Source organism: Rathayibacter sp. AY2B9 (assembly GCF_002931595.1).
Taxonomy (GTDB): domain Bacteria; phylum Actinomycetota; class Actinomycetes; order Actinomycetales; family Microbacteriaceae; genus Rathayibacter.
Genome location: NZ_PSUB01000013.1, coordinates 13,428 through 37,848, shown reverse-complemented (window position 1 = coordinate 37,848; position 24,421 = coordinate 13,428). Strand labels below are relative to the sequence as shown.

Sequence of the window (24,421 nt, the reverse complement as noted above, 5' to 3'; positions counted from 1 at the left end):
GGTCCCGTCCGCGAGCGCGAGCCGCGGGCGGGACCCTCAGCGCAGGGCGGAGTGCAGCGGCCGCAGGGCGGCCCGCCTCCGCCGGCTAGACCCGGTCGGACCCCGTCTGCGGGTCGTCCTCGTCGGACGTCGTCCGCGCGTCGGGCAGGGCCTCCTCGGCCACGGGCTCCTCGGCCGCGTCCTCGCGCTCGACGATTCGCTCGGCGGTGGTCCGGACGACCTTCCGGCCGACGACCCGGTCGAGCAGCACCACGACGAGCCCCGCGAGAGCGCCGAACAGCGTCACGAAGAGCAGCAGGCTGAAGCCGAAGACCTGCCCGCGGGAGAAGCCCTGCGTCTCGGGCAGCGCGAAGGTCAGCACGAAGGCCGCGATCGCTCCGAGCCCGACGCCGAGGGTCAGGATGCGCCAGACGCGCGGGGAGCGGCGGACGTCGACCTCTTCGCGGGTGACCTCGGGGCGGGCGGGATCGCTCATGCCTCCATTCTCCCCCGCGCGGGCGAGGGCACGGCACCGTGATCGCTCAGAGCGCGTGCACGAGCCGGCCCGCCTGCGCGCGCAGCTCGCGGACGACGGTGCGGACCGAGAGCCGCTCCGCCCGGTCCGGCCGCATCAGCGCGACGATGTGCCGCACGGAGTTCACCCCGCGGAGCGGCTTCACCACCACTCCCGCGCCGCCCGCCGTGTAGCGCGGGAGCACCGCGATGCCCAGGCCCGCCGCGACGAACGCCTCCGTCACGCGGGTCGACGCGAAGCGCTGCTCCACCCGCACCGCCTCGCCGGACGCGGTCTCGATGTCCTGCATCACGCGCTCGAACGGGAACCCGTCCGGGACGCCGATCCAGGTCTCGCCGACCAGATCCGCCGCCGAGACCGTCGCCCGGTCCGCGAGGCGGTGCCCGGCCGGCAGGCCGATGTCGAGGGGCTCGATCATCAGCTCCGCCATCGCGAGGCCGCGACCGGCCCAGGCGCTTCTGCCGGTGGGCGAGTGGGCGAGCACGATGTCGAAGTCGGCGGTCAGGTCGGCGAACTCGTCGGTGCCGGGGTCCGCGTCCTCGCACTGCACGACGAGTCCCTCGACGCTGCGGAGCGCGACCAGCGCGTTCGGGAGGAGCATCTGGCCCGCAGTGGGGAAGGTCGCGATGGTGACCTCGCCGATCGGGTTGTTCTTGAACGTCTGCCAGACGGCGTCGGCCCGCTCGAGCGCGATCGCGATCTCGGTGGCGCTCCGGGCGAGCTCGCGTCCCGCCGCCGTGAGCACCACGCCGCGGCCGGAGCGCTCGATCAGCGGCACGCCGGCCTCGCGCTCGAGCACCTTGAGCTGCTGCGAGACCGCGGAGGGCGTGCGGTGCGTCGCCTCCGCCACGGCCGTGATCGAGCGGCGCATCGAGAGCTCGCGGAGAAGTTCCAGCCGTCGCACGTCCATGTAGAGAAACTACACGTCAGGGCAAGAACAGTTCGATTGTCCTACGGAACACGCGGCCGGACACTGGACGTTGTACACAGCATCCCGGCGGATGGATCAGAAGCCGCCGCAACGAAAGGCAGAACACTCATGAGCATCGCAATCCTCGTCGTCCTCAGTGGCCTCGCCGCATGGGGCACGGTGTCGACGGTGCTCGTCGCCAGCCGCGACGGCTACCGTCAGGTCCCCGCGCAGCACTGAGCCCCGCCGCTCCGCGACAGCACCTCATCGCGTTCCGACGCCGTCTCCCGACCGGGAGGCGGCGTTCTCGCGTCTCCGGGGGCTGGTGCCGCTCCTCGGGGAGCGCCTCCCCGCCGCGGCTCCCGGGGGTCGACCATTGGCTCGCCCCGCACACGACGACGGGCCCCCGACCGGAGTCGAGGGCCCGTCGTGCGCGCGGTGCGGCTACTTCGCGGCGGTGCGGCGGCGCAGGCGCGCGACCGTCATGCCCAGACCGAGCAGCAGAGCGGCGATCCCGGCGGCGAACGCGGGGGTCGCGTCCACTCCGGTCTCGGCGAGGTGGTGCGAGCCGGCGACCGGAGCAGTGGTCGGCGTCGGCGCGGGGCCCGTGGTGGGCGGCGTGGTCGGCGCGGGCGTCGGCTCCGTGGTCGGTCCGGGAGTCGGGGTGCCCGCTCCGGCACCGGCCGCGACGGCGAAGCCGACGCTGATCTCGGTGCCGGTGGTGTCGAGCGCGAACGTCGCGGTGTGCGCGCCGCCCGCCAGGCTCTCGTCGATCGGGACCGAGAACGAGGCGCGACCGGTCGAGTCGTCGGTGACGGCCCGGGTCGGATCGATCGTCGCGGTGCCGACGACGGTGCCGTCGACGCTCGCGGTCACGGTGGTGTCGGCCGCGGCTCCGGTGCTGAACAGGAGCGAGGAGAGGTCGACGGTCATGGTGTCGCCGACCGCGTACTCGCCCGAGTCCGGGACGTTGTCGGTCAGGCCGATCGTGCGCTGCACGGGGTCGGGGCTGACGGTGCCGAGGTCCTGGATGTAGCCGACGAAGGCGTCCAGGTCGATGCGGCCGGAGTCGGCCGTGCCGGTGCCCTCGGTGAAGGTGCTGAAGCCGTCGCCGCCGCTCGCGAGGAAGCTGCTGGTCACGACGGTGAAGGTCGCGGCCGGGTCGATCGGCTCGTTCTGGAAGAACACCTGCGAGATGCGCGAGCCCTCGGGCGCCGTCGCGTCGAAGACGTAGGTGAGGTCCTTCGAGGTGGAGAGGTTCAGCTGCGGGTGGCTGGAGCTGCCCACCCACTGCTCCTCGAGCAGGTCGGAGATCTGCTCGCCGGTCAGCTGCAGGGTCACCAGGGTGTTCGCGAAGGGCTGGGCGTCTGAGGCCTCGGCGTAGGTGACCACGCCGTCCGCGTCGCCGGGCTGGTCCGGAGTCGCGGTGTAGGACAGGTCGTCGCGCAGGCCGCCCGCGTTCGAGAAGGCGATCTGCGTGCCGAGCTCACGGGTGGCCCACAGCTGGGCGTCCGAGACGAGGTTGCCGAGGGTCGACTCCGAGCCGCGGTTGGTCGTGGTGCCGTCCGGGCGGTAGGCGCGCGAGATGTCCTCGGTGATGGTGCCGACCTTCACGCTGCCCTCGCGGACGGCGACGGCCTGGGCGTCGGCGACGATGGTCTCGACCTCGGGGTCGGGCTCGAAGGCGCCGACGACGATCGTCTTGGCCGGGTCGTCGGAGGTCGGGTCGTCGACGACCTTCGTCAGCGGCACGACCTCGCTGGTGAGCGAGGTGAGCTGCTTGGTCGCCGGGTCGACGGTCAGGGACATGCGGCCGATGTTCTCGGCGTAGCTGCCGGTCTGCGACACGACGGTCGGGAAGGCCCGGCCCGCGTCGATGCCCGCGTCGTACTCCTGGTGGCTGTGGCCCGAGACGATCGCGTCGACGTTCGGGGCGACCGCGTTGACGATCGCGCCGAACTTGGGGTCCGCCTCCGGAGTGTTCAGCTCGGCCGCGTCGGCGTCGGCTCCCTCGTGCAGGAGCAGGACGACCACGTCGGCCTCGTCGTTGGCGGCGTCGCCGTCCTGGAGCTGCGCGGCGACCTCGTTGACGTTCTCGGCGATCGGCTCGATGGAGAGCGTCGAGATCGTGGCGGGGCTGACGAGCTTGCCGAGGTCCTCGGTGATCGCGCCGATGAAGGCGACGGAGACGCCGTCCTGCTCGGTGATCACGTACGGGGAGTAGGCGCGCTCGCCGGTCGCGGTGTCGTAGAGGTTCGCGTTCACGTAGGGGAACGCCGAGGCGTCCACGACGCGGCCGTCGACGTCGGCGCGGCCCTGGTCGAACTCGTGGTTGCCCAGGGTGCTGACGTCGAGGCCCATCGCGTTGAGCGAGTCGAGCGTGGGGATGTCGCCCTGCACCTTCGACACGAAGGTCGAGGCGCCGATGTTGTCGCCGGCCGAGACGAACAGCGTGTTCGGGTTGGCGGCGCGGTAGGAGTCGACGGCACCGGCGAGCACGGCGGCTCCGGCGACGGCGCGGTCGGCGGCGAGCCGCCCGTGGAAGTCGTTGATCGAGAGGATGTCGATGGCGACATCGCCCTCGGCCGCCGCGGCGGGCGTGGCGCCGAGGAGGGCCGCTCCGGCGACGGCGCCGACGGCGGTCGCGGAGAGGAGTCGGGTGAGGCCGCGTCGGCCCGGGGAAGTACTGCGCATCGTGAAGGGGACTCCAAGCATCGAGCGGTGGATCCGGAGAGGATTCGTGCCGCGTGAGGGGGTTATTCCCAGACAACCCGACGGCGGAGCCCAGGTCAAACGTTCTGACGACGGCTCGCCGCCGCGTTTACGAGAAGTTAACTCGCCGACGCTCAGCCGACGCGCAGGATGGGGAGGAACGGCGTGAGGTCCGCGCGCACTCCGGAGGCGTGGATCCGCCCGCTCGCGACACCCTCGCTCCACGGCAGCGAGCCGGTCGCGAGCGGCAGCCAGGTCGCCGCGTCCATCTCGATCACGTTCGGCGGAGTCCCGCGGGTGTGGCCCGGGCCCTCGACGCACTGGGCCGCGCCGAACGGCGGAACGCGCACCTCGACGCTGCGCCCGGGGACGTTCGTCTCGATGATCTGCAGGAGGAACCGCACCGCCGTCGCCGTCGTGTTCCGGTCCGCTCCCCCGGCGAGCGCCGCCCGCACCGCGGACTGCCCGCTCGCCTCGTCGATCCTGCCCTTGGCCATCCACCCATCCTGCCGCCGCCGCTCGCTCCCGGAGGCCTCCGCGGGGCTCCGCCCGGCGTGTCGGCGTCCGCAGCGCCGCCCTGCGGAGGAGGACGTCACAGGGACCAGCCCCGGCGCGGGGCGCCCTATCCTGTCAGGGTGAAGATCCTCGTCCTCGGTTCGGGTGCCCGTGAGCACGCCATCATCACGGCTCTCCTCGCGGAGGAGGAGCACCACGAGATCATCGCGGCGCCCGGCAACGCCGGCATCGCGCGCGACGTCGAGGTCATCCACTTCGACACGAACAGCCCCCGGCTGGTCAGCGACTTCGCGGTGGAGCAGGGCATCGAGCTCGTCGTCATCGGCCCCGAGGCGCCCCTGGTCGCCGGAGTCGCCGACGCGCTCCGCAAGCGCCGCATCCCCACCTTCGGCCCCGACCGGGCCGCCGCCGCACTCGAGGGCTCGAAGACCTTCGCGAAGCGCGTGATGGACATGGCCCGCGTGCCCACCGGCCGCGCGACCCGCGTCTCCACCCTGGTCGACGCCACCCGCGCCATCGACGAGTACGGACTCCCCTCGGTCGTCAAGGCCGACGGCCTCGCCGCGGGCAAGGGCGTCCTGGTGACGGAGTCGCGCAGCGCCGCGATCGCGCACGCCGAGTTCTGGCTGCAGTCCGGCGACGTCCTCATCGAGGAGTTCCTCGCCGGCCAGGAGGTCTCCCTCTTCCTCCTCTCCGACGGCCACGACGTCGTCCCCCTCTCCCCCGCGCAGGACTTCAAGCGCCTGAGCGACGGCGACGAGGGACCGAACACCGGCGGCATGGGCGCCTACTCCCCGCTCCCCTGGCTCGCCGACCTCTGGGAGAGCGAGCGCGCCTTCGTCGACGAGGTGATCGACACGGTCGCCATCCCGACCATCCGCCAGCTCGAGCGCGAGCGCACCCCCTTCGTCGGACTCCTCTACTGCGGCCTCATCGTGACCGACGCGGGCCTGCGCGTGATCGAGTTCAACGCCCGCTTCGGAGACCCCGAGACCCAGGTCGTCCTCCCGCGCCTCGCCTCCCCGCTGTCCGCACTGCTGCACGCGGCGGCGACCGGCGCGCTCGCCTCCGTCCCGTGGCCCGCGTTCACGGACGAGGTCGCCGTCACCGTCGTCCTCGCGAGCGAGGGCTACCCCGAGAACGCCGTCACCGGACGGACCATCACCGGACTCGACGCGGCGGCGGACGTACCCGGCGTCACCATCGCCCACGCGGCGACCCAGCTGGTCGACGGGAGCTTCGTCGCCACCGGCGGCCGCGTGCTCAACGTCGTCGCACGCGGTGCCGACTTCGCCGAGGCGCGGGAGCGGGCGTACCGCGCGCTCGACCTGATCCACCTCGACGGCGGGCTGTATCGGAGCGACATCGCGGCGAAGGTCGCGCAGTAGCGCGACATCCGACGTGCTGTCGGCCACGCCGATCCCTGCGCGGCGTGGCGCAGTCGGCTCAGAGGGCGGCCTGGTCTCGGAGAGCGGGGAGCGATCGGCGCATCCGAAACGCTCGGCACGCGTTCCGGTCGACGCCTCGAGGGTGGCCGGGGGCGGGAGGATCCACACTCGGACTCGGACCTCCGCGACACGGGCTCGCGGCGGAGGTCGGTCGCCCCGCGGGGGCGGGTCAGGCCAGGGTGCGGAGGGCCTCGGCGAGGTGGGGATGCGCGAAGGTGAAGCCGGCGTCCTCGAGGCGGGCCGGCACGACCCAGCGGGACTTGAGCAGGAGCTCGGATTCGGTGCGGAGCAGGAGCGTCGCGGGCTCGAGGACGAAGCGCGGAGCCGGCACGCCGATCCGGCGGCCCACGGCGGCGCGGAGCAGCCGGGAGAGCTCGGTGTTGTCGCTCGGATTCGGCGACGCGAGATTCACCGGCCCGTCGAGGGTCGACTCCTCGAGGAAGCGGATCGACCGGTGGACGTCCTCCACGTGGATCCAGCTGAAGTGCTGACGGCCGCGGGTGCGCCGGTGCTCGTGGTGCACGCCGGCCTCGCGGCGCGCGCGCGTCGAGGGCCACGGCCCGTCGAACTGCGGACCGCCGAGGCCGAGCCGCGCCAGCCGCAGCAGGATCGCCGTCGCCGGACCGTCTCCGAGCACGATGGACATCCGCAGCGCCACGCGCCGCACGCCGGGCGTCTCCCCGGCGAAGAACTCCGACTCCCACGCCCGCGCCACGTCGACCGAGAAGCCCTCGCCGAGCACGCCCTCGTCCTCGGTGTTCGCCCGCTCCTCCTCGTGCCGGTAGATCGTGGCCGTGCTCGCGTTCATCCAGACCGGCGGAGGAGTCGCGGCCGCCGCGACCGCCCGGTGCAGCTCCGCGGTGGTCGCCACGCGCGAGCGGAGGATCTCGGCGCGGTTCGCCGCGGTGTACCGGCAGTCGACGCTCTTGCCGGCCAGGTTCACCAGGAGGCGCGCACCGTCGAGCACGCGGGTGATGCCGGCGGTGTCGCCCCAGCGCGCGTCCGGCCCGGAGCGGCCGATCCTCCGCACCGTCCAGCCGTCGGCGGCGAAGCGGCGGGCGAGGTCCGTCCCGAGGAATCCGCTCGCACCGGCGAGGACGACGACGGGGTCAGCGGTGCTGCTCATCGCCCCATCGTGCCGCACGGCGCCGGAGTCACGGGGAGGACTCGTCGCAGGCGCGCTGCCGGTATGCGAGGTGGGTGGAGGCGGGTCTCGATCAGCCGCCGAGCGACCCCGCACCACGGAGCAGCCGCGCCGCGGCGAGCGCCCCGGCCAGCCGCTCGGCGAACCCCGGCGGCACCTCGGCGGGCAGCGCGTCGACCGGCCACCAGGCCACGTCGTCGCTCTCGTCGCTGACCGTCACGGGAGCGTCCGGATCGGCGATCGCACCGTAGCCCACGTCCCAGTGGCGGGAGCAGCGGCCGAAGCCGTCGCCGAGCGCGTGCCGGTCGAGGTCGAGGGGCAGGACGCCGAGCGGCTGCAGCCGTGCCGCTCCGCTCTCCTCCCGCGCCTCGCGGAGGGCCGCGTCGGCCGTGGAGTCGTCGCCGGGCTCGACATGACCGCCGAGCTGCACCCAGAACCGGCCCTTGCGGTGGAAGCAGAGCAGCACCTGCGCCAGATTCGGCGAGAGCACGAAGCAGCTCGCCGTGACGTGCTCGGGGCCGCCGTCGCGCTCGAGCGCCGACTCGCCGCGCTGCTCGAGGAACGCCAGGTACTCGTCCCGCAGGTCCGCGAGCGCGCCCGCGTCCCACTCCCGCAGCTCGCCCGCCAGCCGCGTCCCTCGCTCCCCCGTCACGCGAAGGACCCTACCTCCCCTCCGCGAGCTGCCACTCCGGTGCGCTGCACGGCGTGCGTGGCGTACCGGAGCGGCGTCTCGCGGAGGGAGGAGGGACGGGAGCGTCAGACGGAGAGGCCGGAGAGGCCCTCGCGGTCGACGCGGCGGTGGAAGCGCATGCCGGCGAGACCGCCGAGCACGGCGCCGACCAGCGCGACGACCAGGGCGGCGAGCGCCGTCACGACCGCCGCGGCCGTGGCGTCGCCGGCGTCCAGGGGGATCGTCGGGAAGCCGCTCACCGCGGAGAGCGCCTGGCTGCCGCCGGTGATCGCCGAGACGATGCCCACGACGATCGCGACGACGACCGCCCAGGCCCACACTCCGACGCCCTGCTTCGCTCCGCTGAAGCGGGCCATGCGGCCTGCCACGTAGCCGCCGCAGTAGTAGGCGACGAGGAGGATGACCAGCAGGGCGATCGCGCCCGCCCAGCCGAACGCGGCGGGGTCGGCCGCGAGGTCGCCGGTGACGTCCTGGGTGCCGATGACGGCGGCCCCGATCGCGGTGACGAGGGCGGTCAGGAGGACGGCGAGTCCGGTGGCGGCGAGCCAGCCGAAGAAGGCGCAGCCGATCTTGAAGCCGCCGAAGCGGTCGCGCTCGCGCTGGTGGATGTCCTTGCGCGCGGCCGCACGGGCCTGCTTCGCCTCGGCGGAGTCGGGGTCGACGGGCGCGCGGTGCTCGGGGACCGAGTGCGCGGAGTCGGAGCGGTCCGTCGAGGCGGAGCGGTCCGTCGAAGCGGAGCGGTCCGAGGAGGCGGAACGGTCCGGAGTCGCGGAGCGGTCCGTCGCCGCAGCCGCTCCCGTATCCCCAGCGGAGTCGATGCGCGCCGTGCCGCCCGCCGCCGAGCCCTCTGCCCGTCGCGGCAGTCCGCCGTCAGCCGGATCCCTGTCTGTCGTGCTCATGTCGAACCTCCTGGCCGAGCGCCCCGAAGAAGGGCGACACGCTCAGTCAAGACCCAGGGAGCCCTCGGTGTCGCGGGCTTGACGACACGACGGAGCGGTCCGGGCGTCAACCCCCTGGGGCCCCCTCCCTCCCACCCGCTTGCATGGAGGGACCGACCGACGACACGAGAGGGAGAGTCATGACTCCGGAATCCCCCGAGCAGACACCGCCCGGCACCGAGGCCGAGCTGACGCCGAAGGCCGACCACGGCGAGACCACCTACCGCGGCACCGGCCGCCTCAGCGGCAAGGTCGCCCTCATCACGGGCGGCGACAGCGGCATCGGCAAGGCCGTCGCGATCGCGTTCGCGCGCGAGGGCGCCGACGTGGCGATCTCGTACCTCGACGAGCACGACGACGCCGAGGACACCGCCAAGTGGGTCCGGGAGGCCGGCCGCGAGGCGCTGCTCCTCCCCGGCGACCTGCAGGACCCGGCGCACTGCCGCGCCGTCGTCACCGAGACCGTCGAGCGCTTCGGCCACCTCGAGGTGCTCGTCAGCAACGCCGCCTTCCAGATGAGCCGCGAGAGCGTCACCGACATCCCGGACGAGGAGTGGGACCGCACGATCGCGACGAACATCAGCGCCTACTTCCACCTCGTGAAGTCGGCGCTGCCCCACCTGAAGGAGGGCGCATCGATCATCGCGACGAGCTCGGTGCAGTCCGACCAGCCGTCGTACCAGCTGCTCCCCTACGCCGCCACGAAGTCGGCGATCCTCAGCCTCACCGCCTCGTTCGCGCAGGCGCTCGGCGAGAAGGGCATCCGCGCCAATTCCGTCGCGCCCGGCCCGATCTGGACGCCGCTCATCCCCTCGACCATGCCGGAGGAGGCCGTCGCCGAGTTCGGCGAGCAGGTCCCGCTGGGCCGCCCCGGGCAGCCGGCCGAGGTGGCCCCCGCCTACGTCCTCCTCGCCTCCGACGAGGCGAGCTACATCAGCGGGTCGACGATCGCCGTCACCGGCGGGAAGCCGATCCTCTGATCACGCTCCAGGGCACCGCTCACCCGCAGGATTCCGCGATAGGTTCCTGCGGGTGAGTGTCCACATCCGCAGCATCGAGACGGCGGTGCCGACCACGGTCCTGCGCCAGTCCGAGGTGCGCGACCTCTTCGCGTCCCAGCCCGCGATGACCCGGCTCGGGTCCCGCCTGATCGGCGCGGCCTTCGACGCGTCCGGGATCGACACCCGCAGCACGGTGGTCGACGAGCTCGACCGGGTCGAGCGGGAGGGTGCGAGCGTCTTCTACGACGCGGGGAGCGGCCTGGTGCTCGACCCGGGGACGGCCGCGCGCAACGCCGTCTACACCGAGCGCGCTCCCGAGCTCTTCACGGAGGCGGCCCGCCGCGCCCTCGCGTCCGCGTCGATGACCCCCGAGGACGTCACCCACGTGGTGACGGTCTCCTGCACCGGCTTCTACGCCCCGGGGCCCGACTACCAGCTGGTCCGCCGCCTCGGCCTCGCACCCTCGACGCAGCGCTTCCACCTCGGCTTCATGGGCTGCTACGGCGCCTTCCCCGGCCTGCGCGCCGCCCGCCAGTTCTGCGAGGCCGACCCGGAGGCGGTCGTCCTCGTCGTCGCGGTCGAGCTGTGCACCATCCACCTCACGAGCTCCAACGACCCGGAGCAGATCGTCGCGACCTCCGTCTTCGCCGACGGCGGTGCGGCGGCCGTCGTCACCGCCCGCGAGGCCGCGCCCGGCACCCCGGTGCTCGAGCTCGACGCGCTCGCCACGACGCTCACCGACGAGGGCGAGACCGAGATGGCGTGGACGATCGGCGACCACGGCTTCTCGATGCGGCTGAGCACCTACGTGCCCTCGATCATCGGAGCGAACATCGAGGCGGCCGTCGCCCCGCTGCTGGCCGGCGCCGAGGTCGAGCGGAGCGACGTGCAGCGCTGGGCGATCCACCCCGGCGGCCGCAGCATCCTCGACAAGGTGCAGGCCTCGCTCGCCCTCAGCGACGAGCAGCTGGCCCCGTCGCGCGAGGTGCTGCGGACCAACGGCAACATGTCGAGCGCGACCGTCCTCTTCATCCTGCGGCGCCTGCTGCACGGCGAGGCGGCCGACGGCGAGCGGATCGGCGCGATGGCGTTCGGCCCCGGCCTCACCGTCGAGCTCGCGCTGCTCACCAAGCGGGGCGGGGAGTGACTCCGCGAGCCCCTCTCGCGCCGGACCTGCGCCACCGCGAGGTCTCCGAGCAGGAGCTGATGGACGACCCGGACTGCGACCGCACCCTGCTCGACGCCACCTACGCCCGCTTCGGCACCGTGAACCGGCTGGTCTCGGGGTGGCGTGGCCTCTACCGCTCGCGCCTGCGTCCGCTGCTGCGGCCCGACGAGCCGTTCCGCCTGCTCGACATCGGCTCCGGAGGCGGCGACGTCGCCCGCTCCCTCGCCGGCTGGGCCCGCGAGGACGGCCTCCGCCTGGCGATCACCGCCGTCGATCCGGACGAGCGCGCCTCCGCCTTCGCCACGTCGACGCCCGCGCCGCCCGGAGTCGAGTTCCGCCGCGCGAGCAGCGCCGACCTGGTCGCCGAGGGCGAGCACTTCGACCTGGTGACCTCCAACCACGTGCTGCACCACCTGTCGCCGGAATCACTCGCCGACCTGCTCGCCGACAGCGAGCGCCTGGCCCCGCGCGCACTGCACAACGACATCGAGCGCTCGCGGCTGGCCTACACGGCCTACCTGCTGGCCACGCGACCGATCGCGGCCGGCTCGTTCCTCCACTACGACGGGTCGCTGTCGGTGCGGCGCAGCTTCACCGCCGCCGAGCTGCGGGCTGTGGCGCCCGAGGGGTGGCGGGTCGAGCGCGCGGCGCCCTACCGGCTGCTGCTCGCGCGGGGCGAGGTGTGAGGACGCGGCGGAGGGTGAGCGCTTCCGGTCCGCTCTGGCTGCGCGCCGCCGCTGTCAGCTACTCCGCCAACTGCGCCCTCGGCACCGCCGTCGCCACCGGCGCTCTCCGCACGGGCCGCTGGCACTGGATCCATCACGCGCTCTACATCTGCACGTCGACGCTCACCGCTCTGGCCTGGGCGACGCTGCGACGGTCGGACACCCGCGCCGCGTCCGCGCTGGCTCCCGCCGCCGTCCCGCTGGCGGTGATCCCCTTCGCGGGGACGCACGGACGTCGGCACCCGGCGATCGCGCTGGCGGCGGCTCCGTTCGTGCTCGCCGCTCTCGGGCGGACGCGGCGGCCGGCGCGGCGCCGAGGAGTGCTCCAGCGTCTCAGAGCCGGGTCAGCCCTGCGCTGACGCGCCCCGGCTTCTAGCGCGGGGGCTCGACGTCGCGGTCGGGGTCGGAGCGGTACGAGCGCAGCGCCTGCCAGCCGGCGATCGCGAGGATCAGCGCGCCGCAGAGCATCGTCAGCAGGTTCGGCACCGAGAAGCCACTGCCCACGACCGAGTTGATGCCCGCGCCGAGCACGAACACACCTCCGAGAAGGTAGAAGATGACCCTCGTCTTCACCGTTCCACCGCTTCCCTCGAGCCTGCACAGGACCCTCGATGCTACCGCGCGCGCCCCGGGCCGCCGCCGCTCCCCCCTCTGCGCGATCGATCGGGGCAGGATCGAGGCATGGAGTTCCTCGATGTCGTCCGGCGCCGGAAGACCACCAACGGCGCGTTCCTGCCCGACCCCGTCTCCGAGGAGCACCAGCGGCTCCTGATGGAGGTGGCCGGCCGGGCGCCCTCGCAGCTCAACAGCCAGCCGTGGCGGTTCGTGCTCGTCGAGGAGCGCGAGACGATCGACCGGATCGCCGCGATCAGCGGCGAGAGCATGACCACCGCGATGTCGAACGGCACGTTCTTCGAGCGCTACAAGCCCTACTTCCGCTTCAGCAGCGAGGAGATGGAGCGGCGGCGCGACGGGATGCTGTTCGACAAGCTGCCGGCTCCGCTCCGCCCCTTCACGAAGCAGGTCTTCACGAAGCGCGGGCAGTTCCTGATGAACTCCCTCCGCGTCCCGCAGACGCTCGGCGAGGAGAACCGCCGGCTCGTCGCGGGATCGCCGCTGCTGCTCGGGGTGATGCTCGACCGCTCCGAGTACCGGCCGGGCGAGCTCTCCTCCTTCTACTCGGTGTTCAGCATGGGCGCCGCGATGGAGAACGTCTGGCTGAGCACGGTCGAGCTGGGGATGGGGATCCAGTTCGTGTCGTTCCCGATGGAGGTGCCGGGAGCGTGGGCGCGGATCGAGTCGCTGCTCGCCGTGCCCGACGAGCTGGAGCTGATGGCGGTGTACCGGCTCGGCTACCTGCCTCCGGAGCAGCGGCGGCCGGCGATCGACTGGTCCTCGCACCAGCGGAAGCTTCCGTCGCAGTACGTCTTCCGCGGCACCTGCGCGACTCCGCAGGAGGGGTGGGACGCGCCGGCCGGGCCGTGACGAGGATCCGGAGCGGCGCGGCCGGCAGCGGAGGTGCCCGCGCTCGCTCCCGGGCCGGCCCCGGCCGACGGGAGATCCGCGACGGAGCATCGACTCTCGCTACATGCGTCGGCTAACGTGGCGCCCAGCACGCCCGGCAGCGCTACGTCCCGTCCGCGGGACTGTCAATGGGGGTCCGGCGTGTCTCCCGCCCGATTCCCCGCACCGGGGTCCGAGCGGATACCGTCCCCCGAGGAGCCGTCCGCCAGGGCCGGCCCGATGAACGAAGGGGGCCCGTGGCCACGCTCATCTACGGACCGCAGAACCTCGAGATCGAATTCGAGGAGCGCGTCCTCGCGCACCTGAAGGTCGCCGTCCTCTCGAAGCTGCGCCGCAACGAAGCCTTCTCGCTCTCGTGGATGGAGGACGCCTCCACCGGACACGGCCGGAGCTCCGTCTGGCTGCACCCGTCGGTGCCGCTGCACTTCCGCTTCACCGAGGCGCACCAGCCCAAGCTCAACCGCGCGTGGATCGAGCAGATGCTCAGCGTCGCCAGCATGCACGGCGAGCTCTCGGTCCTGCCGGAGCCCGAGGAGCAGCGCCAGGGCTCCTGAGCTCCACCGCTCCTGGGCCCCGCTGCCCCCTGATCGCACGGCCGTCAACCCCGTCCCCTCTGCGGGGGACGCGAAGTACCGTCGAGAAGACGTCCCCGGAACCATCGGCGGACGTCGACGGACGGAGACGACCATGACGGACACCGCGCGAGCAACCGGCCTGCCCACCCTCACCCCGGTGCGGACGCTCCGCAAGGCGCAGCCGATCGAGCCGCGCCGCGTGCCGGACTCCGTCTCCGTCGGCTCCCAGCCGGTCATCGGCTGCCGGATCGACGTGAGCGGCCGCTCCTTCGTCGTCGAGCTCGACATGGCCGGCATCTTCCTGCGCCAGGTGCGCCGGAGCCTGCGCGAGGGCGAGGGTGGCCTCGTGCTGCTGCGCCACGTCGACGGGATCGAGATGATCCCGTTCTCGCGCGCGACGCCGTTCGACGTCTCGGACATCGTCTGCCCCGAGGGCGTCGAGCCCGCGGACGCCCGCTCGGCCCTGGGGCTCCGCGACCGCTGAGCCGCGACGGGCGGCGTGCTCCGCCCCGCGCCCGCCGCTGAGCGGGATCAGGCGGGGAGCGACGCCTCGATCAGGTCGACGATCCGCGGGTCGTCGGGCTCGACCGTCGGGCGGAACCGGTGGACCGTGCCGTCGGCCGTGATCAGGAACTTCTCGAAGTTCCACTTCACCCGGCCGGCCTTGCCGTTCTCGTCCTCCGCCTTGGTGAGCTCCGCGTAGAGCGGGTGCGCCGAGCGGCCGTTGACGCGGACCTTCTCGAACATCGGGAAGGTGACCCCCCAGGTCGTCGAGCAGTACGCCTTGATCTTGTCCTCGTCGCTCAGCTCCTGGAGGAACTGGTTGCTCGGGAAGCCGAGGACCGTGAATCCGCGCTCCCCGTAGCTCTTCTGCAGGGCCTCGAGCTTCTCGTACTGCGGGGCGAGGCCGCAGCGGGAGGCGACATTGACGATCAGCCGCACGGGCGGGTAGTCGGCGAGGGTCGACGTGGTGCCGTCGATCGTGGTGAGGGGGATGTCGGCGATCGTGTCGGGCACGGAGGGCTCCTTCGGACGTGGTGCGTCGACGCTACTCCCCGCCGCCGAGGGAACCCCGAGTCGTGGAGGCGGCTCGCTGCGGGTTCCCGCGACGGTCCGGGGTTCCCTCGGCGCGCACCTGCCTCCACCATGGGGGGATGGCCGCCTCGCAGCAGATCGTCTCGGTCGGCGGGCGAAGGCTGCGGCTGACGAACCTCGACAAGGTCGTCTACCCGGAGACGGGCTTCACCAAGGCCGACGTGCTCTCCTACTACGCCTCCGTCGCCTCCGCGATGCTGCCCCATCTCGCGCGCCGCCCGATCACCCGGAAGCGCTGGGTCGACGGAGTGGGCACCGCCGAGCATCCGGGCGAGGTCTTCTTCGAGAAGAACCTCCCCTCCTCCGCCCCCTACTGGCTGAGCCGGACCCGGCTCGCGCACTCGTCGCGCGACGTCGAGTACCCGCTGGTCGACGACGTCGCCGGGCTCACCTGGCTGGCGCAGCAGGCGGCGCTCGAGCTGCACGTCCCGCAGTGGCGGGTGGGCTCCGACGGCGAGCGCCGTCCGCCCGACCGCCTCGTGCTCGACCTCGACCCGGGCGAGGGGGCGGGCCTCGCCGAGTGCGCCGAGGTCGCGTTCCTCGCCCGCGACCTGCTGGAGGGGATGGGGCTGGCTCCGCTGCCGGTGACCAGCGGGAGCAAGGGGATCCACCTCTACTGCCCGCTGGACGCCTCCGCCTCCAGCGACCAGATCTCGGCGGTCGCGCACGAGCTGGCGCGCGCTCTCGAGTCGGACCACCGCGACCTCGTCGTCTCGGACATGAAGAAGACCCTGCGCGAGGGCAAGGTCCTCGTCGACTGGAGCCAGAACAGCGCGGCGAAGACGACCATCGCCCCCTACTCCCTCCGGGGGCGCCTCCGGCCGGCGGCCGCCGCGCCCAGCACGTGGGAGGAGCTGGGTGCCGAGGACCTGCGCCACCTGTCGCCCGACGAGGTGGTGGAGCGGCTGCGGAGCGACGGCGACCTCCTCCGCCCGCTGCTCGCCGCCCGGGGTGCCGGGCTCGAGCCGACCCCGGAGCGGATGGCGGGCTTCGCCGCGACGGACGTCTCCTCCGACCGCCTGGCGACCTACCGCAGCATGCGCGACGCGTCGAGGACGCCGGAGCCGGTGCCCGAGGCGGGGTCCGCGGGCATCTCCTCGGGCGACTCCTTCGTCATCCAGGAGCACCACGCGCGGCGCCTGCACTACGACTTCCGGCTCGAGCACGACGGCGTCCTGGTCAGCTGGGCGGTGCCGAAGGGCCCGCCGCTGGAGGGCGACCCCAACCGGCTCGCGGTGCAGACCGAGGACCACCCCCTCGAGTACGCGACCTTCGAGGGCACGATCCCGGCCGGCGAGTACGGCGGCGGCGAGGTGCGCATCTGGGACGAGGGCACCTACGCGCTCGAGAAGTGGCGCGAGGGGAAGGAGGTGATCGCGGTGCTGACCGGCCGCCCCGACGGCGGGCTCGGCGGCGAGCCCCGCCGCTACGCCCTGCTGCACACGGGCTCGAGGGAGGGCGCCGAGAAGAACTGGCTCCTGCACCTGATGGCGCCGGGTCCCGGTCACGGGCACGGGACGCAGCGACGGGGCCGGGCGGCAGCGTCCGCCGCGTCGCCCGCTCCCCGCCCCGCACCCTCCGCCGACCGCCCGGCCGAGGACTCCGCTCCGCGCCGCCACCGCCCCATGCTCGCCACGGCCGGACGCCGCGGCGACGTGGACCCCGGGGCCGCGATCGAGATGAAGTGGGACGGCTACCGCGCTCTCGTGCGGGTGCAGGGCGGCACCGCGACCCTCACGAGCCGCAACGGCAACGACCTGACCGCGGCGTTCCCCGACCTGCTCGCCCCGCTCGCCGAGGCCGCCGCCGACGCCGTGCTCGACGGCGAGATCGTCGCCCTCGACGCTCGCGGGCGCCCCGACTTCGGCGCCCTGCAGACCCGCGGCGGGCTGACGAAGCCGCGCGAGATCGAGGCGGCCGCCCGGTCCACTCCGGTGCACCTGATGGTCTTCGACCTGCTCGAGCGCGCAGGAGAGGACCTGACCGGGAGCGACTACGACACCCGTCGCTCGGCACTGGTCGAGCTCGTCGACGAGAACGAGCGCGTGCACGTCCCGTCCGTGTTCGACGGCGACCTGGAGGAGGCGATGGTCACCAGCCGCACCCTCGGCCTCGAGGGCGTGGTCGCCAAGCGCCGCGACTCGCGCTACCAGGAGGGCAGCCGCTCGCGCGACTGGATCAAGCTCACCCACCACCGGCTGCAGGAGGTCGTGATCGTGGGCTGGCGCGAGGGCGAGGGCGGCCTCCAGGGGTCTGTCGGGGCGCTGCTGACCGCGATCCCCGGCGAGGACGGGCTCGCGTACTCGGGCCGTGTGGGCACCGGCTTCAGCGACCGCGAGCGCCGCGGACTGGTCGACCGCCTGGCCGAGCACGCCACCGAGGAGCCCGCCGTCTCCGTCCCTCCGCTCGAGTCGCGCGGCGTGCACTGGGTGTCGCCCGTCCTGGTCGGCGAGGTCCGCTACCGCGAGCGCACCGCCTCCGGCACCCTCCGCCAGCCGGTCTGGCGCGGCTGGCGCGCCGACAAGGCCGCCGAGGACGTCCGCGTGGAGGAGCCGGGCAGCTGATCCTCCGGTCTTCCCACGGAGATGCCCGGGAACGCGGCGCGCGCCGGCGATCCGCTGCGCCCCCGGCACCTCAGTCCAGGCGCACCCCGCGCAGCAGGAGGAGGGTCGCGCCGACCGCGGCACCGGTGCCGATGAGGACACCGCCCGCTCCGGCCGCCGCCGCGAGGACGCCGAGGAGGCTGGGCAGGGCGATCAGCCCGAGGCGGTTCCCGGCCAGGCGCAGCGCGAGGGCGCGGCCATGGCGGTCGGCGGGGGTGCGCTCGATCAGCCACGACATCGTGATGGGCTGGCCGATCCCGAGGCCCAGGCCGAGGGCGGCGACCGCGACGAAGAGGAGCACGGTCGGCGCGGGCAGGGCGACCAGCACCAGGCAGAGCGCCGAGATCAGGATGCCGCCCACCATCACCCGGGTGCGCCCGAGCCGGGCGGTGGCCGCGCCGAGGAGGAGCCGCGAGGCCATCGACGCGAGTGCGCGCACGGTGAGCAGGGCCCCGACGACGCCGGCCGGGAGCCCGCGCTCGGCGCCGAGGGCGGGGAGGTAGACGACGGTCAGGTCGACGGCGGCGACGACGGTCGCGCTGGTCAGCAGGGCGCGCGCGAGGCCCGGCACCCGGAGGAGACCGAGCGTCGAGCCCGGAGCCGCAGCCCCCTCCGCCGCGGGTCCGCGCGGGGACGGGCTGCGGATCCCCGCCGTCGAGACCAGCAGCAGCACCGCGAGGATCCCGCCCACGAGGAACAGCGGCGCCGGGTCGGGCCGCACCGAGCCGCCCGCGAGCACCGGGATGAACGCGGGCCCGATCGCCTGTCCGAGCGACGCGGCGAACGTGTAGTAGCCGAAGCGGCTGTCGAGCCGCGTCCCTCCGGTGCCGCCCGCGACGACGGTCTGCTGCCCGACCACGCAGCCCAGGTGCCCCGCGCCGAGCAGGGCGATGCCGAGGAGCAGCCCCGCGACGCTCCCGCCCGCCAGGAGCAGCACCGCGGCCGCTCCCACCGCGACGAGCGAGCCGACGGCCATCACGGCCCGGGCGCCGACCCGGTCGACCAGCCCGCCCACCGGCAGCGCGATCAGCAGCGGCACCAGCGCGAACGAGGCGCCGAGCGCCCCGAGCGCCCAGGCCGGCACGTCGAGCCGGATCGCCTGGTAGACGGCGGCCGGCCGGAGCAGGAACGCGACGGCCTGGATGAGCACGGCGTGCGCGAGCAGGGACGGAGTCGCCAGGCGGTTCCGCACGCGCGCTCCTTCCCGCGGCGCTCGGCCGAGCACCCGCTCCCCCATCCTCCTCCCGGTGCCGCCGCCGAGTCGCCCGGAATGGATCGTCCTGCCCCCTCGAGAACGGGCCTTCTCGTGCGACTCAGCCCTGCGGCGGCGGCGAGGGGAGCGCGTGCGCGGGCAGGGTGCCGAGGCGGTGCCGGCCGCGGAGGAGGAACCAGGCCAGGCCGATCCCGACGACCGCGGCGATCACGACGACCGCGCTCCAGCGCAGCTCCTCCCCGTAGACCTCGACGCGCGGCCACGCGAGGTCGACCGTCATCGCCGCGCCCCAGAGCACCGCGACCACGTTCACCGGCAGGCCCGCGCGGCCGAGCGAGAAGCGCCCGGGCGCGGCTGCGGGCCACCGGCCGCGGTGCCGGGCGATCAGCAGCGGCACCGTCACCAGCAGGTAGGCGAGGTAGATCAGGATGACCGCCACGCTCGTCACGGCCGTGAAGATCGCCGGCGTCCCGATGTTCACGACCAGGATCAGCACCGCGAGCACCCCCACGACCAGCGCCGGCGCCACCGGTGTCCCGCGCCGCGGGTCCACGCGGGCGAGCACGCGGCTGCCGGGCAGGGCGTTGTCGCGGGCCATCGCGAAGATCAGTCGGATGGCCGCCGTGTGCACCGCCAGCGCGCACACCGTGATCGCGACGACCACGCAGAGCAGGAGGACCGATCCGAGGGGGCCGCCGAGCACCTGCAGCACGATCCGCTGCAGCCCGCCCGACGCCTGCCCGAGCGCCGGGTCGGCGAGGTCGGGCGCCGAGAGGATCCCCAGCAGCAGGATGAGGCCGCCGAGGACGAAGGAGGCGGTCACCGCCCGCAGGATCGCCGTCGGCGCGGTCCGGCGCGGATCGACCGTCTCCTCGCCGAGCGAGCCCGCGGTGTCGAACCCGTACATCACGTACGCCGACGCGATCGCGGCGATGAGGAACGCGCCGGCGTACCCGCCCGGCGTGCTCCCGCCGTAGCCGCTGGTGTCGAGCAGCACGGTCGGCGGATGCACCACGTTCACCGCGAGCACCGCCACCAGCAGCACCGCCGCGACGAGCTCGATCAGCACGCCGACGCTGTTGATCCGGGCCATCAGCCGCACGCCGCGCGCGTTGACCGCGGTGGTGAACGCGATCAGCAGCGCTCCCCAGACCACCGCGCTCACCCCCGCGGAGCCGCCGAGCTGGAATCCGCTCCAGATCTGCGGGAGCGTCGCCTGGTACGCCAGCACGACGGCCGCGAGCGTGACCACGGACGCGGTGGCCATCAGCCAGCCCGCCAGCCAGCTCACCGTCGGCCCGGCGAGGCGCTTGCTCCAGTTGTAGACGGAGCCCGCGACCGGGTAGCGGGCGGCGAGCTCGGCGAAGCACAGCGCGACCATGAGCTGCCCGGTGAACACGATCGGCCAGGACCACCAGTAGGCGGGACCGCCGAGCGCGAAGCCGAAGGAGAAGAGCTGGAACGTGCCGGTCAGGATCGAGATGTAGCTCACGCCCGCGGCGAAGCTGCCGAAGCGGCCGATGCCGCGGGTGAGGGAGGGGCGGTACCCGAACTCAGCGGTCCCGTCGTCGACGTCCTCGGTGGTGCTCATCGGGCTCCCCCTCGCGGGCGCGCTCGTCGCACCGAGGTCAGGATGCCAGCCGCCGCCCGGCCGCACGACTCCCCCGTCCCGGGCGTCCGTCAGCGGGTGCTCAGCCCTCGCCCCGCTCCCGGTGCACAGGACTCGGGCGGCCCCCGCGGACGGGAGCGGCGTCAGCCGTGCGCCGCGAGCCGGGTGCGCTGGGGCACCAGGAGCTCGAGCAGCTCCTCGACCCCGTCGACCCGCTGCGGCTCGACCGGGTGCCCGGGTCCGCACGGCTTGTAGGCGGGCGGATCCACGTTCAGGACGTGCCCGACGGGCCGCCCCTTCTCCCAGACCGTGAGGAGGAAGGCGCCGTCCCGCTCGTCGGGGGCGCCGATCTCGAAGACCCGGCCGCGCACGATGGCGCACTGCGGCTCCTTGCGCGCGAGGCGCACCCAGAAGGGATGGTCTCCGGTCATGGTGTCCGTCCTCCCCGGCCGACCCGCGGCCGTGCCCGTAGCGGTCGACCGGTGATCGTGTCGTCGGCGACCCGCAGGGCCACGGTACGTCCGCCTCCCCTCAGCCGATCAGGGGGTTCACTGCGGAGCCTCGCAGTGGTAGCGGACGCCGGTCGCATCCGGGTCCGGGTCCGGGTCCGGGTCCGGGTCCGGGTCCGCACGACGGGGAACCACTCACTGCTCGTAGGAGTCCTCGTAGTCGGCACCACTGGTCAGCTCGCCGTCGCCGGGCTGCACGGGATGCTCGCCGGTGAGCGCGTCGATCCGCGCGCGCAGCCGTGCCACCTCCGCCGCGTTGTCCGGTTCGGGCAGGTCGCTCGGCGTGGTCTCGACGATGAGGGCGGCCGCGGCGTTCACGAGGAAGGTGGCATCGACCGTCCCGCCGTCGGCGCCGATCCCCGTGTACTCGACGGTGTCGGCCGCGCCCTTCGAGGCGAGGGCGACGGCGTACTCGACGAGTGCGTCGGCCGCCTCGTCCCCCACCAGGATCGTCTTGTCGGCGAAGAGGATGTGCTTCATGCCGTCCATGCTCGGCAGCGCCGGCTGCGTGGAGGGAGGAGGTTGACAGAGGACCGCCGCTGACGGAAGACCTGGACAGATCGAGCAGAGAATGGCAGGCCGGGTTGTCGGATCCCTCCGGTCTGCGGAAGGGTGGTGGCAACGGCGGGCGCCTGCCGGCCGGAGATCAGGGGCTGGAGACGCCGATGGGGAAGCTGCACTACGACGGGACCGTCGAGATCGACTTCGAGGACCGCGTGCTCGCGCACCTGCAGATCGTCATCACCGCGAAGCTGCGCCGCAACGAGTCGTTCCTGCTCAGCTGGCGCGACGACCACAGCATGGGCGACGGCCGCAGCGCGATCTGGATCCACCCCTCCCACGCGCTCCGCTACAAGTACTTCGGCGGCCGGATGCCCCGCATCAACCCCGCCTGGATCTCCGCGCTCACCGACCTCGCGAACTCCGCGGGCGGGCTGTACGTGATCTCGGAGCCCGCCGAACCGGTGCGTCCTCCGGCGAAGGGCGATCAGCTGTGAAGCGCATCGACCTGATCTACAACGGCACCGCCTACACGGTCAACAACAGGAGCCTCGACGAGTTCCGCGCCGAGGTCGAGGCCGCCCTCGCCTCTCCGACGCCGCAATGGCTGACGGTCAACTACGGCGAGGGACGCGCGAACCCGGCGCTCCTCCTCATCACGCCGTACACCCCGCTGTCGATCATCACGAACGACTTCGACGAGCTCAACGCAGAGCACGAGTAGCGGCGGACCTCGGGGAGGTCAACCACGTCGTCCGGTCGATCCGCGCCCCGTACCGTCGTGCAGGACCTCGTCGACGTCGTGCGCGGACCCCGCACGGCGACACCCGATCGACACCGCCCGCGCCCCGGCGCGCAGAACAACGGCCGCGGACACCCGGCCAGGAGCCGTGATGACAGATCCCGCCTTCGCCGTCCTCGACGACCTCATCGCCGCCCTCGAGCGTCCCGGCTCGATCGACCCCGGCCTGAGCCGCTCCGTCGCCGTGCAGGCCGCCGTCCTCCGGCTCCCGTCGCCCCGCACCATGCACCGTCCGCGCCCGACGAGCCGCTTCACGGGCCGTCGCCTCGTGCGCCCGGGCAGCGCAGCCAGGCGGACTCCCGCGCGTCACCGCGTCGTCGTCCCCGCCGGTCCGACGGAGCGTCGCGCCGAGCGGAGCCGACGGCTAAAATGGGGGCGGTGAACGACTCCGACGCTCTCTGCGACCCGTATCTGCGCGGGTATCCGATCGACGGTGTCGCGATCTCCACGCTCGGCAGCCCCTTCGGCGGCGAGACCGTCGCCGCGAGCGACAGCACCGCGAGCCGGCTGGACGAGATCCAGATCGACCTCGGCGAGGGCCCGTGCTGGGAGGCGATCCGCGCTGCCGGCCCCGTCTCGGTGCCGGACACCGGCGCGGAGGAGCGCTGGCCGCTCTTCACCGAGGCGATCGGCCCCACGGCGGTGCGCGCGGTCTTCGCCTTCCCGCTCTCGATCGCGGGGCTCTCGATCGGTGCGGTCGACCTCTACTCCCGCCGCCCCACGTCGCTCAGCGACTCCCTCCTCGGCCGGATCAGCGCCTCGACCACCGCGACGGCGCTGCTGGTGCTGGCCGCGGTGCTGCGCGACAACGAGGTCGAGGAGAGCACGAATCCGCGCTCGCGACGCGTGGTGCACCAGGCGACCGGCATGATCATCGCGCGCTACGGCAGCACGGCCGAGGAGGCGCAGCTGCTGCTGCGCGCCCACGCCTTCGCCCAGCAGCGCTCCGTCGTCGATGTCGCCTCCGGCATCGTGGCCCGGCACGACGGGTTCCCCGACCGCCCTCTCACCGCCCAGGACGACACATGGTGACGAACTCCCGCGAGCGCAGCGTCATCCAGACGTTCGTCGCCCTCTCCGACACACTGGTCGACGACTACGACGTCGTCGACTTCACCCAGACCCTCGTGGAGAGCAGCGCGACCCTCTTCGACGCCGTCTCGGCGGGGCTCGTCCTCGCCGACTCCACCGGCTCCCTCGAGGTGCTCGCCTCCACGGACGAGGACACCCGGCTGATCGAGCTGCTCCAGCTCGACAGCGGGTCGGGCCCGTGCATCCAGTGCTTCGAGACCGGGCGGCCGGTGATCGTCGAGGACGCCCGCGCCGTGGGCGAGGAGTGGGCGGAGTTCCGGACGCTGGCGGTCGAGCTCGACGTGCTCTCGGCGCACTGCGTGCCGATGCGCTCGGCGGGGACGACGATCGGCTCCCTCAACCTCTTCCAGGCCCGGCCGGGGCGGCTCGATCCGGACGACATCGCGGTCGTGCAGGCGTTCGCCGACGTCGCGACGATCGGGATCCTGCACCAGCGCGCGCTCCAGCAGAGCACGGTCACTCAGGAGCAGCTGCAGCACGCCCTCGACAGCCGGGTGCTGATCGAGCAGGCGAAGGGGATCCTCGCCTACGCCCACCGCACCACGGTCGAGCAGGCCTTCGAGGTGCTGCGGGTCCGCGCGCGAGCGACGTCGACCCCGATCACGACGCTCGCCCAGGAGATCATCCGCGACTACCGGCGCTGACGCTCCGCGCGCGCGGAGCAGGAGCGGGGCGGATCCGCGCCGGCGGCGCCGCGGCTCAGAGCTCAGTACTCGTTCTCGAGCTCCCACGTCGCGCGGGGGTCGACGTCCGAGGCGGGCACCGGTCCGCCCGCACTGTCGAGCGCGTCGAGGCGCTCGAGGATCTCGGTGCTCGACTCCGCCGCTGCGCTACCGGCCCCTGCGACCACCAGGGGGACGCCGAGCCCGACGGTGAGCGTCACGACGGAGGAGGGAGCCGAGTCGTCGGCGACGCTGACCGTGCTCATCCGGTGCCGCTGCGCGAGCGCGAGCGAGTAGCGGACGACGGCGTCGGCGGTCGCGTCGTCGAGGGAGAGGGAGCCACCGGTGTGGAAGAGCGTCGTCATGGTCAAGTCCTCGCAGGGCAGGCGGATGGGCATGGTTCCGTCACCGGGGGCCAGGATGCGGTGCGCTCACGCTACGCCCTGGGCGCTCGGGGGTGCAGGTCTTG

Annotated in this window: 28 protein-coding genes; 14 read left to right on the top strand and 14 right to left on the bottom strand. The window is 73.4% G+C overall.

Annotated features, from left to right (window positions below):
* Nucleotides 1-85 precede the first annotated feature (85 nt).
* The 4 genes from C5C25_RS12460 to C5C25_RS12445 all read right to left on the bottom strand — a co-directional run bounded on the left by C5C25_RS12460 (nucleotide 86) and on the right by C5C25_RS12445 (nucleotide 4,633).
* Complete coding sequence (locus C5C25_RS12460; RefSeq protein WP_104250788.1) at nucleotides 86-475, bottom strand: hypothetical protein; 390 nt, start codon at nucleotides 473-475, stop codon at nucleotides 86-88.
* A 46-nt stretch (nucleotides 476-521) separates the two neighbouring features.
* A complete protein-coding gene (locus C5C25_RS12455) occupies nucleotides 522-1,424 on the bottom strand; it encodes a LysR family transcriptional regulator (RefSeq protein WP_104223768.1) in 903 nt (300 codons plus the stop codon).
* Between the two features lie 444 nt (nucleotides 1,425-1,868).
* Nucleotides 1,869-4,118 (bottom strand): bifunctional UDP-sugar hydrolase/5'-nucleotidase, encoded by a 2,250-nt coding sequence (locus C5C25_RS12450; protein WP_104282656.1) that lies wholly within the window; start codon nucleotides 4,116-4,118, stop codon nucleotides 1,869-1,871.
* A gap of 152 nt (nucleotides 4,119-4,270) precedes the next feature.
* Nucleotides 4,271-4,633, bottom strand: a complete 363-nt coding sequence (locus C5C25_RS12445; protein ID WP_104250786.1) for a sterol carrier family protein — start codon at nucleotides 4,631-4,633, stop codon at nucleotides 4,271-4,273.
* Between the two features lie 138 nt (nucleotides 4,634-4,771).
* Between C5C25_RS12445 and purD the strand changes: the two genes are divergently transcribed.
* A complete protein-coding gene (purD, locus tag C5C25_RS12440; protein ID WP_104250785.1) occupies nucleotides 4,772-6,040 on the top strand; it encodes a phosphoribosylamine--glycine ligase in 1,269 nt (422 codons plus the stop codon).
* Nucleotides 6,041-6,269: 229 nt separating this feature from the next.
* Here the strand turns inward: purD and C5C25_RS12435 are convergent, their stop codons facing one another.
* The 3 genes from C5C25_RS12435 to C5C25_RS12425 all read right to left on the bottom strand — a co-directional run bounded on the left by C5C25_RS12435 (nucleotide 6,270) and on the right by C5C25_RS12425 (nucleotide 8,834).
* Nucleotides 6,270-7,226, bottom strand: coding sequence for an epimerase (locus C5C25_RS12435; RefSeq protein WP_104250784.1), 957 nt, complete (start codon nucleotides 7,224-7,226; stop codon nucleotides 6,270-6,272).
* A gap of 91 nt (nucleotides 7,227-7,317) precedes the next feature.
* On the bottom strand, nucleotides 7,318-7,896 hold the full coding sequence (locus C5C25_RS12430; RefSeq protein ID WP_258069411.1) for an NUDIX hydrolase: 579 nt from the start codon (nucleotides 7,894-7,896) through the stop codon (nucleotides 7,318-7,320).
* A gap of 104 nt (nucleotides 7,897-8,000) precedes the next feature.
* Nucleotides 8,001-8,834, bottom strand: a complete 834-nt coding sequence (locus tag C5C25_RS12425; protein WP_258066724.1) for a hypothetical protein — start codon at nucleotides 8,832-8,834, stop codon at nucleotides 8,001-8,003.
* Nucleotides 8,835-9,013: 179 nt separating this feature from the next.
* Between C5C25_RS12425 and C5C25_RS12420 the strand changes: the two genes are divergently transcribed.
* Genes C5C25_RS12420 through C5C25_RS12405 form a run of 4 tightly spaced genes read left to right on the top strand, consistent with a single transcriptional unit; the run spans nucleotide 9,014 to nucleotide 12,126 of the window.
* Nucleotides 9,014-9,853 carry an SDR family oxidoreductase gene (locus tag C5C25_RS12420; RefSeq protein WP_104233826.1) on the top strand — a complete coding sequence of 280 codons (840 nt, stop codon included), beginning with the start codon at nucleotides 9,014-9,016 and terminating at the stop codon, nucleotides 9,851-9,853.
* 52 nt (nucleotides 9,854-9,905) lie between these two features.
* Nucleotides 9,906-11,021 carry a type III polyketide synthase gene (locus C5C25_RS12415; RefSeq protein ID WP_104250783.1) on the top strand — a complete coding sequence of 372 codons (1,116 nt, stop codon included), beginning with the start codon at nucleotides 9,906-9,908 and terminating at the stop codon, nucleotides 11,019-11,021.
* The gene (locus C5C25_RS12410; protein ID WP_258060494.1) at nucleotides 11,018-11,728 is read left to right on the top strand and encodes a class I SAM-dependent methyltransferase; all 711 of its coding nucleotides are present in this window, start codon (nucleotides 11,018-11,020) and stop codon (nucleotides 11,726-11,728) included. The genes C5C25_RS12415 and C5C25_RS12410 overlap by 4 nt, the downstream gene beginning before the upstream one ends.
* 14 nt (nucleotides 11,729-11,742) lie before the next feature.
* A complete protein-coding gene (locus tag C5C25_RS12405) occupies nucleotides 11,743-12,126 on the top strand; it encodes a hypothetical protein (protein WP_104247377.1) in 384 nt (127 codons plus the stop codon).
* A gap of 13 nt (nucleotides 12,127-12,139) precedes the next feature.
* Here C5C25_RS12405 and C5C25_RS12400 read toward each other — a convergent pair whose 3' ends face one another.
* The gene (locus C5C25_RS12400) at nucleotides 12,140-12,340 is read right to left on the bottom strand and encodes a hypothetical protein (protein ID WP_104223776.1); all 201 of its coding nucleotides are present in this window, start codon (nucleotides 12,338-12,340) and stop codon (nucleotides 12,140-12,142) included.
* Between the two features lie 108 nt (nucleotides 12,341-12,448).
* On the opposite strand from C5C25_RS12400, the gene C5C25_RS12395 reads away from it, so the two are divergent.
* The 3 genes from C5C25_RS12395 (at nucleotide 12,449) to C5C25_RS12385 (ending at nucleotide 14,350) form a co-directional block, all read left to right on the top strand.
* Nucleotides 12,449-13,252, top strand: a complete 804-nt coding sequence (locus tag C5C25_RS12395; protein WP_104233823.1) for a nitroreductase family protein — start codon at nucleotides 12,449-12,451, stop codon at nucleotides 13,250-13,252.
* Between the two features lie 275 nt (nucleotides 13,253-13,527).
* Complete coding sequence (locus tag C5C25_RS12390; RefSeq protein WP_244229547.1) at nucleotides 13,528-13,845, top strand: hypothetical protein; 318 nt, start codon at nucleotides 13,528-13,530, stop codon at nucleotides 13,843-13,845.
* Between the two features lie 133 nt (nucleotides 13,846-13,978).
* Nucleotides 13,979-14,350 (top strand): hypothetical protein, encoded by a 372-nt coding sequence (locus tag C5C25_RS12385; RefSeq protein WP_104250782.1) that lies wholly within the window; start codon nucleotides 13,979-13,981, stop codon nucleotides 14,348-14,350.
* A gap of 47 nt (nucleotides 14,351-14,397) precedes the next feature.
* On the opposite strand, the gene C5C25_RS12380 is transcribed toward C5C25_RS12385, so the two are convergent.
* Nucleotides 14,398-14,883, bottom strand: a complete 486-nt coding sequence (locus C5C25_RS12380) for a glutathione peroxidase (RefSeq protein WP_244229546.1) — start codon at nucleotides 14,881-14,883, stop codon at nucleotides 14,398-14,400.
* A 137-nt stretch (nucleotides 14,884-15,020) separates the two neighbouring features.
* On the opposite strand from C5C25_RS12380, the gene C5C25_RS12375 reads away from it, so the two are divergent.
* The gene (locus C5C25_RS12375; RefSeq protein ID WP_104250781.1) at nucleotides 15,021-17,525 is read left to right on the top strand and encodes an ATP-dependent DNA ligase; all 2,505 of its coding nucleotides are present in this window, start codon (nucleotides 15,021-15,023) and stop codon (nucleotides 17,523-17,525) included.
* A gap of 70 nt (nucleotides 17,526-17,595) precedes the next feature.
* Here the strand turns inward: C5C25_RS12375 and C5C25_RS12370 are convergent, their stop codons facing one another.
* The 4 genes from C5C25_RS12370 to C5C25_RS16310 form a co-directional block, all read right to left on the bottom strand.
* A complete protein-coding gene (locus C5C25_RS12370; protein ID WP_159940156.1) occupies nucleotides 17,596-18,756 on the bottom strand; it encodes an MFS transporter in 1,161 nt (386 codons plus the stop codon).
* Nucleotides 18,757-18,877: 121 nt separating this feature from the next.
* Nucleotides 18,878-20,368: an APC family permease gene (locus C5C25_RS12365; protein ID WP_104250779.1), complete on the bottom strand. Its 1,491-nt coding sequence runs from the start codon at nucleotides 20,366-20,368 to the stop codon at nucleotides 18,878-18,880.
* A gap of 161 nt (nucleotides 20,369-20,529) precedes the next feature.
* Entirely contained in the window at nucleotides 20,530-20,817 is a 288-nt protein-coding gene (locus tag C5C25_RS16315) for a hypothetical protein (RefSeq protein WP_104223782.1), read from the bottom strand.
* A 213-nt stretch (nucleotides 20,818-21,030) separates the two neighbouring features.
* On the bottom strand, nucleotides 21,031-21,375 hold the full coding sequence (locus C5C25_RS16310; RefSeq protein ID WP_104260837.1) for a hypothetical protein: 345 nt from the start codon (nucleotides 21,373-21,375) through the stop codon (nucleotides 21,031-21,033).
* A gap of 185 nt (nucleotides 21,376-21,560) precedes the next feature.
* Between C5C25_RS16310 and C5C25_RS12355 the strand changes: the two genes are divergently transcribed.
* The 5 genes from C5C25_RS12355 to C5C25_RS12335 all read left to right on the top strand — a co-directional run bounded on the left by C5C25_RS12355 (nucleotide 21,561) and on the right by C5C25_RS12335 (nucleotide 23,934).
* Nucleotides 21,561-21,893: an ATP-dependent DNA ligase gene (locus C5C25_RS12355; RefSeq protein WP_104223784.1), complete on the top strand. Its 333-nt coding sequence runs from the start codon at nucleotides 21,561-21,563 to the stop codon at nucleotides 21,891-21,893.
* Nucleotides 21,890-22,120, top strand: a complete 231-nt coding sequence (locus C5C25_RS12350; RefSeq protein ID WP_104250777.1) for a hypothetical protein — start codon at nucleotides 21,890-21,892, stop codon at nucleotides 22,118-22,120. The genes C5C25_RS12355 and C5C25_RS12350 overlap by 4 nt, the downstream gene beginning before the upstream one ends.
* Before the next feature lie 169 nt (nucleotides 22,121-22,289).
* On the top strand, nucleotides 22,290-22,580 hold the full coding sequence (locus C5C25_RS12345; RefSeq protein WP_104250776.1) for a hypothetical protein: 291 nt from the start codon (nucleotides 22,290-22,292) through the stop codon (nucleotides 22,578-22,580).
* Nucleotides 22,577-23,230: a GAF and ANTAR domain-containing protein gene (locus tag C5C25_RS12340; RefSeq protein WP_146082402.1), complete on the top strand. Its 654-nt coding sequence runs from the start codon at nucleotides 22,577-22,579 to the stop codon at nucleotides 23,228-23,230. Before C5C25_RS12345 ends, C5C25_RS12340 begins: the two co-directional genes overlap by 4 nt.
* Nucleotides 23,224-23,934, top strand: a complete 711-nt coding sequence (locus tag C5C25_RS12335) for a GAF and ANTAR domain-containing protein (protein WP_104239019.1) — start codon at nucleotides 23,224-23,226, stop codon at nucleotides 23,932-23,934. Before C5C25_RS12340 ends, C5C25_RS12335 begins: the two co-directional genes overlap by 7 nt.
* 62 nt (nucleotides 23,935-23,996) lie before the next feature.
* Here C5C25_RS12335 and C5C25_RS12330 read toward each other — a convergent pair whose 3' ends face one another.
* Complete coding sequence (locus C5C25_RS12330; protein ID WP_104223789.1) at nucleotides 23,997-24,317, bottom strand: hypothetical protein; 321 nt, start codon at nucleotides 24,315-24,317, stop codon at nucleotides 23,997-23,999.
* Nucleotides 24,318-24,421: the final 104 nt, after the last annotated feature.

Excerpts from the sequence above, each read along its gene's own strand:
- C5C25_RS12335 (WP_104239019.1), top strand. The coding sequence starts at position 23,224 with ATGGTGACGAACTCCCGCGAGCGCAGCGTCATCCAGACGTTCGTCGCC.
- C5C25_RS12365 (WP_104250779.1), bottom strand. The coding sequence starts at position 20,368 with ATGAGCACCACCGAGGACGTCGACGACGGGACCGCTGAGTTCGGGTAC.
- C5C25_RS12435 (WP_104250784.1), bottom strand. The coding sequence starts at position 7,226 with ATGAGCAGCACCGCTGACCCCGTCGTCGTCCTCGCCGGTGCGAGCGGA.
- C5C25_RS12345 (WP_104250776.1), top strand. The coding sequence starts at position 22,290 with ATGACAGATCCCGCCTTCGCCGTCCTCGACGACCTCATCGCCGCCCTC.
- C5C25_RS12425 (WP_258066724.1), bottom strand. The coding sequence starts at position 8,834 with ATGAGCACGACAGACAGGGATCCGGCTGACGGCGGACTGCCGCGACGG.
- C5C25_RS12455 (WP_104223768.1), bottom strand. The coding sequence starts at position 1,424 with ATGGACGTGCGACGGCTGGAACTTCTCCGCGAGCTCTCGATGCGCCGC.
- C5C25_RS12445 (WP_104250786.1), bottom strand. The coding sequence starts at position 4,633 with ATGGCCAAGGGCAGGATCGACGAGGCGAGCGGGCAGTCCGCGGTGCGG.
- C5C25_RS12375 (WP_104250781.1), top strand. The coding sequence starts at position 15,021 with ATGGCCGCCTCGCAGCAGATCGTCTCGGTCGGCGGGCGAAGGCTGCGG.
- C5C25_RS12395 (WP_104233823.1), top strand. The coding sequence starts at position 12,449 with ATGGAGTTCCTCGATGTCGTCCGGCGCCGGAAGACCACCAACGGCGCG.
- C5C25_RS12355 (WP_104223784.1), top strand. The coding sequence starts at position 21,561 with ATGGGGAAGCTGCACTACGACGGGACCGTCGAGATCGACTTCGAGGAC.
- C5C25_RS12330 (WP_104223789.1), bottom strand. The coding sequence starts at position 24,317 with ATGACGACGCTCTTCCACACCGGTGGCTCCCTCTCCCTCGACGACGCG.
- C5C25_RS12385 (WP_104250782.1), top strand. The coding sequence starts at position 13,979 with ATGACGGACACCGCGCGAGCAACCGGCCTGCCCACCCTCACCCCGGTG.
- C5C25_RS16310 (WP_104260837.1), bottom strand. The coding sequence starts at position 21,375 with ATGAAGCACATCCTCTTCGCCGACAAGACGATCCTGGTGGGGGACGAG.
- C5C25_RS12450 (WP_104282656.1), bottom strand. The coding sequence starts at position 4,118 with ATGCGCAGTACTTCCCCGGGCCGACGCGGCCTCACCCGACTCCTCTCC.
- C5C25_RS16315 (WP_104223782.1), bottom strand. The coding sequence starts at position 20,817 with ATGACCGGAGACCATCCCTTCTGGGTGCGCCTCGCGCGCAAGGAGCCG.
- C5C25_RS12420 (WP_104233826.1), top strand. The coding sequence starts at position 9,014 with ATGACTCCGGAATCCCCCGAGCAGACACCGCCCGGCACCGAGGCCGAG.
- C5C25_RS12460 (WP_104250788.1), bottom strand. The coding sequence starts at position 475 with ATGAGCGATCCCGCCCGCCCCGAGGTCACCCGCGAAGAGGTCGACGTC.